Here is an 11,820-nt window from a genome sequence, read left to right on the forward strand (position 1 = left end):
AGGATGGGCGTCCGGAAACACGTCTGCCCGCCGCCCCCGGGCTTCGGGTGGGGACGCGCGGGCAGGGGATTCACCGCGGAGGCCTTGGGCCTACTTCTTCTTGCGGTTCTTCTTCTTGTTCTCCTTCTCCTTCTTGCGCCGCTCCTTGATGGCGTCGCGGTCGTCCGGCTTGCTCACGGACGGGGGCGCGTAGCCCATCAGGCGGGCCTTGGCCATCGCGGCCTGGCCCATGGGCGGCGTGTAGCCCGGGGCAATCTGCGGCAGCTGCATGGGCATGCCCCCCATGCCTCCCATCCCCGCCATGGCCTTCTCCAGCGCCTTCGGGTCCTTCCCCAGCATGCTGCCCAGGTCCATGTTCTTCATCTGGCTCAGCTGCCCCAACTGCTTGAAGCCGGGGATGCGACCCAACAGGCCCGGGTTCTGGCCGATGGTGCCCATCACCTGCTGCATCATCCCGAACTTCTGCAAGAGCTCGCGCACCTCCTCCGGCTTGCGGCCACTGCCCTTGGAGATGCGGTTGATGCGGCTGGCGTTGATGATGTCCGGACGCAGGCGCTCCTTCTGCGTCATCGAGTCGTACATCGCCTCGATCTTCGTGAGCTCCTTCTCGTCCGGGTTCAGGTGCTCGGTGAGGTCGCCGAAGAGGGGGAACTTCTCCAGCAGGTCCTTCAGCGGGCCCATCTTGCGGACCATGCGGATCTGCTCGACGAAGTCCTTCATCGAGAACTGGCCGGAGAGCAGCTTGCGCGCGTCGTCCTCGGCCTTCTTCTCGTCGACGACCTTCTCGAAGTCCTTCATCAGGCCGACGATGTCGCCGAAGCCCAGGATGCGGCCCGCGAGGCCCTCCGGACGGAACTCCTCCAGCTTGTCCATCGACTCGCCCATGCCGAGGAACTTGATGGGCTTGCCCGTCACTTCCTTGATGGACAGCGCCGCGCCGCCGCGCGCATCACCGTCCAGCTTCGTCAGGATGAAGCCGTCCAGCGTCAGACGCCGGTCGAACTCGGCCGCCGTGCGCACCGAGTCCTGGCCGATCATCGCGTCGCACACCAGCAGGATGGTGTCCGGCTGCACGTTGGACTTGATGGCCTCCAGCTCCGTCATCAGCGTCTCGTCGATGGCGAGCCGGCCCGCCGTGTCGATGAGCACCACGTCGCACTTCTGCTCGCGCGCGGCCGCATAGCCCCGCTTCGCCAGCTCGGGCGGCTGCACGCCGGGTTCGTGGTAGACGGGGACCTTCAGCCGCTCGCCCAGGACCTTGAGCTGATCCACGGCGGCCGGGCGGTAGATGTCCGCCGCGACCAGCAGCGGCTTGCGCCCTTCCGCGAGGAGCCGGCTGGCGAGCTTGCCCGTGGTCGTCGTCTTACCGGAGCCCTGGAGGCCCACCATCATGATGCCGGACAGCTGGCCCTTGGGCTTCAGGTGGAGGCTCGTGTCCACCGGGCCCATCAGGGCCTCCAGCTCGTCGTGGCAGATCTTGATGAAGTGGTCCATCGCGCTGACCTTGCGCTTCTGGCCCGCTGCATCCGTGACGGACGTCTGCACGACCTCGCCCACGGCCTTCTCGCGGACGCGGGCGACGAACTTCTTCACCACGTCGAAGGCGACGTCGGCCTCCAGCAGGGAGACGCGGATGTCTCGCAGCGACTCGTCCACCAGCTCGGGGGTGAGTTCGCTCTTGCCGGCGAGGCGGTTCTTGGCGGCCCGGAAGCCCTTGGTGACGGTCTCAAGCATGGGGGGCGCTTTATAACAGCGGCCCGCCGGATGCGACGTCCACGGAAGCCCCGGCCGTCCAGCAGTGGAGGAATCGAGGGGCTTTCCCCGCCAGCCGGGACGCCTCCGCCCCGGGAGACCCTCCCCCTCCCGGGCTCAGCCCGTCACGCCCGCCCAGGGCCCGGAGGCGGCCCTGGCATCCCCGCCCGGCTCGGGCAGCCCGTCCGGGGCTCCGAGCGCCGTACTCAGCGCCTTCAGCACGACTCGCGACTTGAGGAGCATCTCGTCCAACTCGGCTGCCGGGTCCGAGAGCGCCACGATGGCCCCCCCCGCGCCGATGCTCACCTCGCCGGGACGGACCACCGCCGTGCGGATGACGATGTTCAGGTCCGCAGGGCCGGTGGCGGAGAAGTACCCGATGGCGCCGGAATAGACGCCCCGGGCCTCGCCCTCCAGCCGGTCGATGAGCTCCATCGTGCGCTCCTTGGGGGCTCCCGTCATGGAGCCTCCCGGGAACGCGGCTCGCACGGCGTCCACGGCGGTGCGCCCTTCGCGCAGGTGGCCCCGGATGGTGCTCACCAACTGGTGCACCGTGGCGTACGACTCCACGTGCATGAGGCGGGGGACGTGGACCGAGCCCACCTCGCACACCCGCCCGAGGTCGTTGCGCACGAGGTCCACGATCATCAGGTTCTCCGCCCGGTCCTTCTCCTGCAAGCCCAGCTGCTGGCGCAGTTGCTCGTCCTCGTCGGGCGTGGCGCCGCGGCGCAGGGTGCCCTTGATGGGCTTCGACTCGACCCAGCGTTCGGCGTCCACTCGGAGGAAGCGCTCGGGGGAGGAGCAGGCGATGCCCAGGGGGCCCAGCCGGAGGTAGGCGGCGTAGGGTGCCGGGTTCAGCTGGCGCAGGCTCCGGTACAGGTCCAGGGGGGCGACATGTGTCCGGGCGCGGAGCTTGTTGGTGAGGCAGACCTCGTACGTCTCGCCTTCATGGAGCTGCTCCAGGCAGCGCTGGATGTCGGCCAGGTAGGTCGCGCGGTCTCGGGCGAGGTGGACGGGGAAGGGGGCTGTGGTGCCCGGCTCCAGGGGCGGCAGTGGGGGCAGGGCGCGGAGGCGGGACTCGGTGGCGTCGAACCAGGCCCGGACCTGCGCGGCTTCGTGTTCGGGGGCGAGCGCCACGAGGTACACCGTGCCCTCCAGGTGGTCCCAGGCCAGCACCCGGTCCGCGAGGATGAGGCTGGCATCTGGATCCGGTGAGGGATGCGGGGCGCTCGAGCCGCAGTCGTGCTTCAGTTCGTAGCCGAGGTAGCCCACGAAACCGCCCTGGAAGTCGAAGGGCAGGCCCGAGGACGGTGCTCGCAACCGCGCGAGTTCCTGCTGGAGGAACCCGAACAGCTCGCTGGAATGCTCTTGCGTTCCCTGGCGCCGGCTCACGGTGAGCCGGCGCGGATTCACCCGGTAGTGGATGACGGCGCTGTGGGGACCGGTCGCGTCGCCCATGAAGGAGAAGCGGGACAGGCCGGCTTCAACGCGGCTGCTGTCCAGCCAGAAGACCGGGTCGCTTTCTTTGAAGAGGGCGACGAAGGCGTGCTCTGGATTGGCTTCGAGCCGCAGCTTCCGGTGGTGGACGCGGAAGCCCTCCGGGGAGGGGAACGGCGGTTGGGTCGGATTCTCCTGGCGTGGTTCTGGACGTGGGGCGGGCCGGCGGGCGGAGTGCTCGCGGCTCAGCCGGATGAAGTTGGCGAGGAGCTGGCGGCCGTGCGGGGTGGCGATGGACTCCGGATGGAACTGGACGCCCCATCGGGGGAGGGTGGCGTGGCGCAGGGCCATGAGGACGCCGTCGGGGGTCCAGGCGGTCTCCACCAGTTCCTCGGGCAGCGGCCGGGCGAGGCAGAGGGAGTGGTAGCGCACCACCGGGAGGTCCTGGGGAAGGCCCTGGAAGAGGTCCGTCCCCGAGTGGCGCACGGGGCTTAGCCGCCCGTGCATGACCTCCGGTGCGTGCTGGATGCGCGCGCCATGGATGTGGCCCAGCCCCTGATGGCCCAGGCATACGCCCAGGATGGGGACGTCCGCTTCGAGGAGCGCATCGCGGCAGACGCCGAAGTCCGCCGGGTGGTCGGGACGGCCCGGCCCCGGGGAAAGGACGATGTTGTCGAACGCGAGCTCGCGCAGCTCCCGCCACGGCCGCTCGTCGTTGCGCACGACGAGGGGCTCGGTCCCTCCGGCCTCCGCCAGCAGCTGGAAGAGGTTGAACGTGAACGAGTCGTGGTTGTCGATGATGAGCGTCCGCTGCCGCACGGCGCGCACCATACCTTCGGCGGCCCGCGGCGCGTCGCCTCTGGTGCGAGCACGGTCGCCCGGGAGCCGTAGTTGGCGGCCCAAGGAAGAGGGGGCGCCCTGGCATGCGCAGGTGCCTCGCTTGGGCAGCTGGGTCTGCTATCTTTTCCTTCCATCGCACGAGTGGCGGAATTGGCAGACGCAGCGGACTTAAAATCCGCTGACTCGCAAGGGTCGTCCGGGTTCGATCCCCGGCTCGTGCATTTTGATCGCGCACGGAGACGCAGTGGGGGCTCGTCATGGACGGACCTCTCTGGCCTCGATGCTGGTGGATTGTCACGAGAGCACCGCCTGAAGCGCGGACTCCGTGCGCGTGTCATGAGGTTCGATGGCCCGCGCCCTGCGGAGATGGTCCGCCGCGGCGCTCCAGTCCCCCCTCTGCTCGTCGCACCGGGCGAGCAACCGCAGAAGAGCCCGTCCACGAGCGCCTCACGGTTCTGGCCCGCCGCCTCGCTAGCCGTTGCCTCAAGGACGAATGCGCTCCTCGGTGATGCGCTGCTCACGCACCGTCTCCACGGCCGGGCTGTTGTCCGTGGCATCGTTGCCACATCCCGTGACAAGCGCGACAGGCATGAGGACCTGCATTTTGTCTTTACCCATAGCCCAAGCTCTCTTTTCGTCGCGGTTGGGGGGAAGGCGGACCCCCTATCCGGGGCGAATGTCTGGCTTCGGCTGGAGCGGCTCAAAGGTTTCGCCGCTATCCTTGTCACCATGACAGGACCGCGAGCGAAGACCTGTGCGACGTGCGGGCGCGTCATCGCCGCGCATGCCGTGTACTACCGCTTCAGCCTGGTGCTGGAAGGGGAACAGGACCTGCTCGACCCTTCGGATGACCTGGAGGGGAATCCCGCGGAGGCGCTCGAAGCGCTGATCCGGCGCCTGGATGAAGGCTCCGCGGACCCGGGGGAAATGGAGGCTCAGGTGCACTGGGAGCGCTCTGGCGTCATCTGCTCCGAGTGCCGCGCCGTGGCGATGCGGATGCTCAACACCGCCACGGCGGACTCTGAACCGCATTGAGCGTTACTGGATGCGCATCGCGTACTTGCCCAGGTGGTGCTTGAGCACCTCCTGCTGGGCCTTCGCGGCTTCCTCCAGCGCGTAGATGCGGCCGATCTCCAGGTGGAAGGGCCCGGCTTCAATCAGCTCATTGATGCGCTTCAGGCTTTCGGGACGGGGGAGACCGTCGTAGGCAATCGCCTGGACGCCCGCGGGGGCCTTGGGCACCGGCTCCACCCCGTTCGGATAAGCGATGCGGCCTCCCTTGCGTACGTGCTGGAGCACCTTGTCCGTGGCGTCGCCTCCTGCCAACACCAGCGCGGCGTCGAAGCCATCCGGCGCGAACTCACGGCAGACCTTCTCGAAGTCCCCCTTCTTTCCGTCCACCACCGCGTCCGCCCCGATCCTCCGGGCCAGCTCCACGCCGTCCTCGCCGGACGCCACCGCCAGCACCTTCGCTCCCATCCGCTTCGCGAACTGCACCGCCAGGTGCCCGATGCCGCCGTTCGCGCCGAAGATGAGCAGGCGTTGCCCGGATTGGAGCTGGAGGTGGTTGTCCAACCCCTGGATCGCCGTCACGCCATCCGCGGCGAGCGCCGCTGCCTGCTCCACCTTCAAGCCCTTGGGAATCCTCGCGGCCTGGTTCGCCTTCACCGCGACGTACTCCGCGTAGAAGCCTCCCTTGGAGCTCATGAAGGCGGAGCCGTAGATCTTGTCGCCCACCTTCAGGTCCACCACGTTCTTGCCCACCGCGGCAATCTCTCCCGCTCCATCCGCTCCGGGCACATAGGGGAACTTCGGGCCGCCTGGGAGCATCTCGGCCATCTGGCCCTCGCGCTCCATCCAATCCCAGACGCCGATCCCCGCCGCCGCGACTCGCACGAGCACTTCGTCGTCACCGCAGGCGGGAACAGAAATCGTCTGGATGCCCAGGACCTCTGGACCTCCGAAGCGGTCGAGCGCCGCGGCCCTCATCTTGTCGGGAATGGATGCTGGCATGCTGTGACTCCCTCTCGGTTGGACTGTGTCCCCCCGAGACGATGCGCATGCCGCACGTGACGTCCAGCGTCACCGCCTCCCCGCAGGCACGGCGGGGGAGGGGACTGCCGCCCTCCCCCCCGCTCCGGAATGCCCTCTCAATCCAGCAGCTGCATGAGGTCCGCTCGCGTGAGCGCGGCGCCTCCCGTGGCGCCTCCGAGCGCGGCCTCGAAGAGGGCTCGCTTCTTCTCCTGGAGCAGGAGGATCTTCTCCTCCACCGTGCCCTGCGACACCATCCGGTAGACCATCACCGGCCGCTGCTGCCCGATGCGGTGCGCCCGGTCCGCCGCCTGCGCCTCCACCGACGGGTTCCACCACGGATCCACCAGGAAGACGTGGTCCGCCGCCGTGAGGTTGAGCCCCGTCGCTCCCGCCTTCAACGAGATGAGCATCACGGGGGCTCCCTTCTCGTCCTGGAAGGACGCCGCCACCGCGCCCCGGTTCGCCGTGCCTCCGTCCAGGCGGATGAACCCGATGTCCGCTTCCTTCAACGCAGGCTCGATGAGGTCCAGCATCGACGTCCACTGCGAGAAGACCAGCGCCTTGTGCCCGTCCGCCACCGCCGTGCCGAGCGCCTCGACCAACGCCTGCACCTTCGAGGACGTCCTCGCCTGCTGCCCCGGCACCAGCGCCGGATGACAGGCCGCCTGCCTGAGCCGCAGCAGCGCCTCCAGCGCCTTCAGCACACTGCCGCCTTCCTCCAGCTGCGACACCACCTCCTCGCGCGTCGCGGCGTGGACCGCGTCGTAGACGGCGCGCTCCTGCTCGGTGAGCGTGACGTGCCGCACGGCCTCCGTGCGCGGCGGCAGCTCCGGCGCCACGTCGCGCTTGAGCCTGCGCAGCACGAAGGGCCGGATGCGCGCGCGCAGGGCCTCCGCCGCGCCCTTCTGGTTCTCCGACACCGGCCGGGCCCAGCGCTCCTCGAAGGCCTTGCGCCCACCCAACAGGCCCCGGTTGGTGAAGTGCATCAGGCTCCACAGCTCCTCGAGCCGGTTCTCGATGGGCGTGCCGCTGAGCGCGATGCGGAAGCCCGCATCCAGTTCGTACGCCGCTCGCGCCACCTGGCTGTCCGGGTTCTTGATGGCCTGCGCTTCGTCCAGCACCACCGTGTCCCATGTCCTCGCCGCGAGGATGGCCGCGTCCAGGCGCAGGAGCGCGTACGTGGTGAGCGTCACGTCCGCGGACTCGTCCAGCGTGCGCCCCACGCCGTGGTAGACGGACACCTTCAGCGACGGGCGGAAGCGCTTCACCTCCGCCTCCCAGTTGGGCAGCACGCTCGTGGGCGCCACGACCAGCGTTCCCCGGCCCAGCGTGCAGATGGTCTGCAGCGTCTTGCCCAGACCCATGTCATCCGCCAGCACGCCTCCCAGCCCCGCCTGACGCAGGAAGGTGAGCCAGCTCACGCCTTGCAGCTGATACGGGCGCAGCGTCGCGGTGAGGTCCTTGGGGAGCTGGGGCTCGGGCAGCTTCTCGAAGCCCTGCACCAGGGGCGCGAGCCGCTCCATCACGGGCGGGGCGGGGTGCTCCAGGGCCTCGCACAGGCCGGTGAGCTGGGGGAGGGCGTGGTTCGCGAGCCGTCCGTCCCGCTCGCGCGCGGCCAGCAGGTCCGCCACCCGCTGGCCGTGGGCCTTCAGCCAGCCCGTGGGCAGGGGCGCCCAGCCTCCGCCCTCCAGCGGCACCAGCCCCAGGCCCTCCTCCCAGGCCTTCATCACCGCGCCCGCGTCCACGGTGCGCGTCACGCCGGGGCCCAGGCCCTCCACCTGGAAGTCGAGTGAGAAGCCCACTCGCGGCACGCCCGCTTCGGTGGCAGCGGCGTCCAGCGTGAGCATGGGCCGCAGCTTCACGTCGGGGCTGACCACGCCCGCCGCGTTGCCCGTGAGGCCGCCGCGCCACTTGCGCAGCTTGTCCGCGAGCTGCACGGCCTCCTTGCCGTGGACCGTCACGCGCCGGCCCGGCGCCATGTTCAGCTCGTCCCGCAGTTGGTGGATGAGCTTCGTCTCCAGGGGCTCGTCGCGCACCGGCGCGGCGCCCTGGAGGTACACCAGCTTCCCGTTGTCGATGCGCGCGGTGGGCGGAGAGCCGTACACCAGCGTGGGCAGCACCGAGAGCCCCGTGTCGAGCTTGTCGAGCTCCAGCGAGATGCGCGGCTTGAGCGTCCGGTCGATGGGGGGCAGCCGCCGGCTCTTCACGTCCACCGGCATGCGCCGCGCGAAGTCCGGCAGCACCTTGCCCGTCAGGTCCGCCAGTTGCTCCGGGGCGAAGGCGCGCTCCTGGGGCAGGTTCTCCAGCCGCGCGCCCGTGAGGGATTGTTCTCCCAGCCGGCAGAGCGCGCCCGCACACATTGCGACGCCGGGACTCACCAGTTCACTGATGCGCGGATCCCGCTCCACCTTGAGGACCGTCTGCTCGCCCCGGTCCTCGACGGTGACGCGCGGGAGGAGCGGCTCGCTGGAGACGGGGACGAACGTCCCGTCGAAGAGGACCGTGCGCGACTTCTCCAGCACGTGCAGCAGCGCGTCCAGCTTGCTCTGCGGCAGCGCGCCCCGCGTGGGCTGCGCGAGCAGCTTGTCCGCGAGCAGGTCGCATGGCTCCACCTGGATGCGTGAGGCCTCCACGGGGTTCTGGAGCAGGGACGTGAGGCTCCGGGCCAGCAGCCGCGCGGTGTTGTCCGGCCGGACCACCAGCCGCTCCAACTGAAGTCCGCCGTCCACTCGCTTGAAGCGGTACACCAGCCGCTCCGGCTTCGGCGTGGTGCCCGGGCGCGAGGCCGTTGCGGCGGGGCCTGGACGGGCCGGGGCTGCCGCCGCCGCGGCCTTCCGCCCCTCCGCCTGGCGCAGGACGATGGCCGCGGCGATGACGTGCTCGCAGGGGTCCACCTTCCCGCGGCAGTCGCACTCCCAGATTTCATCCTCGGGGTAGAGGGTGGTGGTGACCGGGGTGGGACGGCCGGGGACGCGGACCCGCAGGACGACCTCTTCCTCGTCCACGGATTGCACCGACACGACCCCCGCGCGAGACAGGGCCTGTCCGGCGGACCACGTGGCCGGGCCCGACTCCTCCCGGATGGCTTCGAGCAGTTCCGCGAGCGCCGACATACGAGGGGCGATTCCCTAGCCCCGCGCCAGCCCTCGCGCAAGCCACGCGGCGCGTTGATGTGACACGGTGGGATACACGCCCTGGCGCTTCTGTAACGGGCGGCGCTACAGGCGTCCGGGCGGGGGGGGCCGCCAGCCTGGGGCCTTCGAGGAAAGACCCAAAACCTTGGAGCATGGCGTGGCGAGTGCATGGCGTACCTCCTGGAACGCGCGTCCGGTGCTTTTTCCCTGGCTGGACTCCCCGCGCCTCCGCCCGTTGTGAGCGAAGCAGACAGTGTCCCCCACACAGTCGAGGTCCCACACATGCACCTGAAGATGACGAGTCGCCTCCTGGCGGCTGCGTTCCTGAGCCTGGTGGCCGGTTGCCAGGGTGAGCCCGCGCAGTCTCCCGAGGGTTCGCAGTCCGCGACGCTGTCCGCCAAGGCGGATTGCGTGCAGCGGTTCGACGGCATCACCACCTGCGCCAAGGGAAATGCGTCCCTGGCCGCCTCCGAGAAGGGCGTGCAGGTCCTGGGGCTGAAGGACGCCAAGACGGACGGCGTCTCCAGCACGTTCAATGACGCCATCACCTGGTCCCAGGAGGCGCAGATCCGCGTGGGCAGCCAGAAGGGCGGCATCGCCCTGGCCGCGCGCGACGGCGATCAGGTCGTCAGCACGCTGCGCATCACCTCCAGCGCGGACCGTCAGGTGTCGGTGACGCCCGGCTTCACCGGTTCGCCCGAGGGTGCCTACCGGATGAACGTGTACCGCGATGGCCGCCTCGTGAACACCACGCACGAGCCCATGGGCTTCGTCATCACGTTCTACGACTGGTGGTCCTTCATCAACTGGTGGAACATCCACTGGCACTTCTTCTCCTACCGCGCCATCTCCGGCACCGACACCGGCCTCAACGGCGCGTGCGGCTGGCGCCTGAACTCGCCGGGCGCGACGTTCACGATGCGGACGGCGGACGGCAAGGAGGTCGTTGGCGACACGGCCGAGTTCATCGAGGAGATTGGCGACGGCCACTACCCGTATCGCCACTTCTCCGGCATCGACGTGAACGCCAGCGCCACGGACCTCCTCGTCACGGGCGAGTCCTTCGGCCAGGAGAAGTAGGCGGTTCCTCCACCGGGCGGGGCGCTCCGCCTTCCGCCCGGTGGTCTGTCTGTCTTTGATGTCTTCTGGCCGAGGAGTCGTGACGATGCGCGTGCCCTGGTCCCTCGTTGGCATCTCCGCCGGAGCGCTGCTCATCGGCGCCGCGTGGGCCACCGTGGCCCGCCGCCCCGAACCGCTGGTGCTGGGCGCGCTGCCCCCCATCGTCCTGCCCCACGAGGAGCAGTCCGGCGGCGCCACCACCGTGACGGACACCGGCCGCAACGCGTTCGGGCGCTCGCCCATGAACATGCCGCGCTCGCGCTGGCCGGACTTCTACGCGGGCAAGGGCGTCTTCGACCGCGACTGGAGCGACCCGCGCCTGCGCACCCCCGCGGCCGGCCCGTTCTTCAGCGCCACCGGCTGCATGACCTGCCACGTGAAGGACGGCCGGGGCCAGCCGCCCTCGAGCCCCACGGAGGCGCCCGTCTCGCTGGCGTTCCAGCTGAGCGCGCCCGATGGCTCGGGCCCCCATCCGCTGTACGGCATGCAGCTGGACCTGCACGCGGTGGAGGGCCAGGTCCCCGAAGGTCAGGTCCGCGTCGACTTCGAGGAGACGCGCGGCGCCTTCGCCACCGGCGAGCCGTACTCCCTGGTGCGCCCGCGCTACCAGTTCCAGGGGCTGGTGCATGGCCCGCTGGGCGACGGCGCCATGTTCTCCGCGCGCGTGTCTCCCGTGAACTTCGGCCTGGGCCTGCTGGAGGCGCTGCCGGAGGCGGCCATCCTGGCCCGCGCCGACCCCGAGGACCGCGACCACGACGGCATCTCCGGCCGGGCCAACCAGGTGCTCGACGTGGAGACGGGCCAGACGCGCCTGGGCCGCTTCGGGTGGAAGGCCAACCAGCCCACGCTGCGCCAGCAGGTGGCGCACGCGCTCGTCGCGGACATGGGCGTCACGACGACGCTCTACCCCCAGGAGCAGGGCCGGGACGCCCCGGGCGAACCGGAGGTGTCACAGGACGACCTGGACCTGCTGATGATCTACATGCGCCTGCTCGCCGTGCCCAAGCGGCGCGACTGGGAGGCGCCGGAGGTCCAGCGCGGGCACGCGGTGTTCCGCGCCATCGGCTGCGCGGCGTGCCATGTGGACACGCCCCAGGAGACGGGCCCGGTGGAGGGCTTCGACGAGGTCTCCCACCAGGTCATCTACCCCTACACGGACCTGCTGTTGCATGACATGGGCGAGGGCCTGGCGGATGGGCGTCCTGACGGGCTGGCCACGGGCAGCGAGTGGCGCACGCCGCCCCTCTGGGGCATCGGGCTGGTGGAGTCCGTCAACCGGCACACGCGCTTCCTGCATGACGGCCGGGCCCGCTCCCTGGAGGAGGCGGTCCTCTGGCACGGCGGGGAGGCGGCCCCGGCGCAGGCGCGCTATGTGCGGCTGCCCCAGGAGGACCGGGCCGCGCTGCTCGCCTTCTTGAAGTCACTCTGAGGCACGGAAGGGCTGCCCTCCCGTCCGGGTGGCGGCCAGGAGGTCCGTCGCCTGGAGGAGGCTTCGACCGCCGGG

Annotated in this window: 8 protein-coding genes and 1 tRNA gene; 4 read left to right on the top strand and 5 right to left on the bottom strand. The window is 70.0% G+C overall.

The window, feature by feature from the left end; genetic code table 11:
* Positions 1–90: 90 nt before the first annotated feature.
* Both ffh and pabB read right to left on the bottom strand, forming a co-directional pair.
* Positions 91–1,734 carry a signal recognition particle protein gene (gene ffh / locus KYK13_RS13865; RefSeq protein WP_223644856.1) on the bottom strand — a complete coding sequence of 548 codons (1,644 nt, stop codon included), beginning with the start codon at positions 1,732–1,734 and terminating at the stop codon, positions 91–93.
* Between the two features lie 135 nt (positions 1,735–1,869).
* The gene (pabB, locus tag KYK13_RS13870) at positions 1,870–4,008 is read right to left on the bottom strand and encodes an aminodeoxychorismate synthase component I (protein ID WP_223644857.1); all 2,139 of its coding nucleotides are present in this window, start codon (positions 4,006–4,008) and stop codon (positions 1,870–1,872) included.
* 156 nt (positions 4,009–4,164) lie between these two features.
* Between pabB and KYK13_RS13875 the strand changes: the two genes are divergently transcribed.
* A tRNA-Leu gene (locus tag KYK13_RS13875) sits at positions 4,165–4,250 on the top strand.
* A gap of 73 nt (positions 4,251–4,323) precedes the next feature.
* Here KYK13_RS13875 and KYK13_RS39320 read toward each other — a convergent pair.
* Positions 4,324–4,455 (bottom strand): hypothetical protein, encoded by a 132-nt coding sequence (locus KYK13_RS39320; protein WP_370645416.1) that lies wholly within the window; start codon positions 4,453–4,455, stop codon positions 4,324–4,326.
* Positions 4,456–4,758: 303 nt separating this feature from the next.
* On the opposite strand from KYK13_RS39320, the gene KYK13_RS13880 reads away from it, so the two are divergent.
* The gene (locus KYK13_RS13880; RefSeq protein WP_223644859.1) at positions 4,759–5,064 is read left to right on the top strand and encodes a hypothetical protein; all 306 of its coding nucleotides are present in this window, start codon (positions 4,759–4,761) and stop codon (positions 5,062–5,064) included.
* 3 nt (positions 5,065–5,067) lie between these two features.
* On the opposite strand, the gene KYK13_RS13885 is transcribed toward KYK13_RS13880, so the two are convergent.
* Both KYK13_RS13885 and KYK13_RS13890 read right to left on the bottom strand, forming a co-directional pair.
* On the bottom strand, positions 5,068–6,042 hold the full coding sequence (locus KYK13_RS13885; protein ID WP_223644861.1) for an NADP-dependent oxidoreductase: 975 nt from the start codon (positions 6,040–6,042) through the stop codon (positions 5,068–5,070).
* A 137-nt stretch (positions 6,043–6,179) separates the two neighbouring features.
* Positions 6,180–9,176 (bottom strand): DEAD/DEAH box helicase, encoded by a 2,997-nt coding sequence (locus KYK13_RS13890; protein WP_223644863.1) that lies wholly within the window; start codon positions 9,174–9,176, stop codon positions 6,180–6,182.
* A 303-nt stretch (positions 9,177–9,479) separates the two neighbouring features.
* On the opposite strand from KYK13_RS13890, the gene KYK13_RS13895 reads away from it, so the two are divergent.
* Both KYK13_RS13895 and KYK13_RS13900 read left to right on the top strand, forming a co-directional pair.
* Positions 9,480–10,277: a hypothetical protein gene (locus KYK13_RS13895; RefSeq protein ID WP_223644865.1), complete on the top strand. Its 798-nt coding sequence runs from the start codon at positions 9,480–9,482 to the stop codon at positions 10,275–10,277.
* Positions 10,278–10,362: 85 nt separating this feature from the next.
* Positions 10,363–11,745, top strand: a complete 1,383-nt coding sequence (locus tag KYK13_RS13900) for a di-heme oxidoredictase family protein (protein WP_223644867.1) — start codon at positions 10,363–10,365, stop codon at positions 11,743–11,745.
* Positions 11,746–11,820 lie beyond the last annotated feature (75 nt).

Origin of the sequence: Corallococcus sp. EGB (genome assembly GCF_019968905.1) — a bacterium.
Taxonomy (GTDB): domain Bacteria; phylum Myxococcota; class Myxococcia; order Myxococcales; family Myxococcaceae; genus Corallococcus.

Coding starts and splice junctions, on each gene's coding strand:
- ffh (WP_223644856.1), bottom strand. CDS start 1,734: ATGCTTGAGACCGTCACCAAGGGCTTCCGGGCCGCCAAGAACCGCCTC.
- KYK13_RS13880 (WP_223644859.1), top strand. CDS start 4,759: ATGACAGGACCGCGAGCGAAGACCTGTGCGACGTGCGGGCGCGTCATC.
- KYK13_RS13885 (WP_223644861.1), bottom strand. CDS start 6,042: ATGCCAGCATCCATTCCCGACAAGATGAGGGCCGCGGCGCTCGACCGC.
- KYK13_RS13890 (WP_223644863.1), bottom strand. CDS start 9,176: ATGTCGGCGCTCGCGGAACTGCTCGAAGCCATCCGGGAGGAGTCGGGC.
- KYK13_RS13895 (WP_223644865.1), top strand. CDS start 9,480: ATGCACCTGAAGATGACGAGTCGCCTCCTGGCGGCTGCGTTCCTGAGC.
- KYK13_RS13900 (WP_223644867.1), top strand. CDS start 10,363: ATGCGCGTGCCCTGGTCCCTCGTTGGCATCTCCGCCGGAGCGCTGCTC.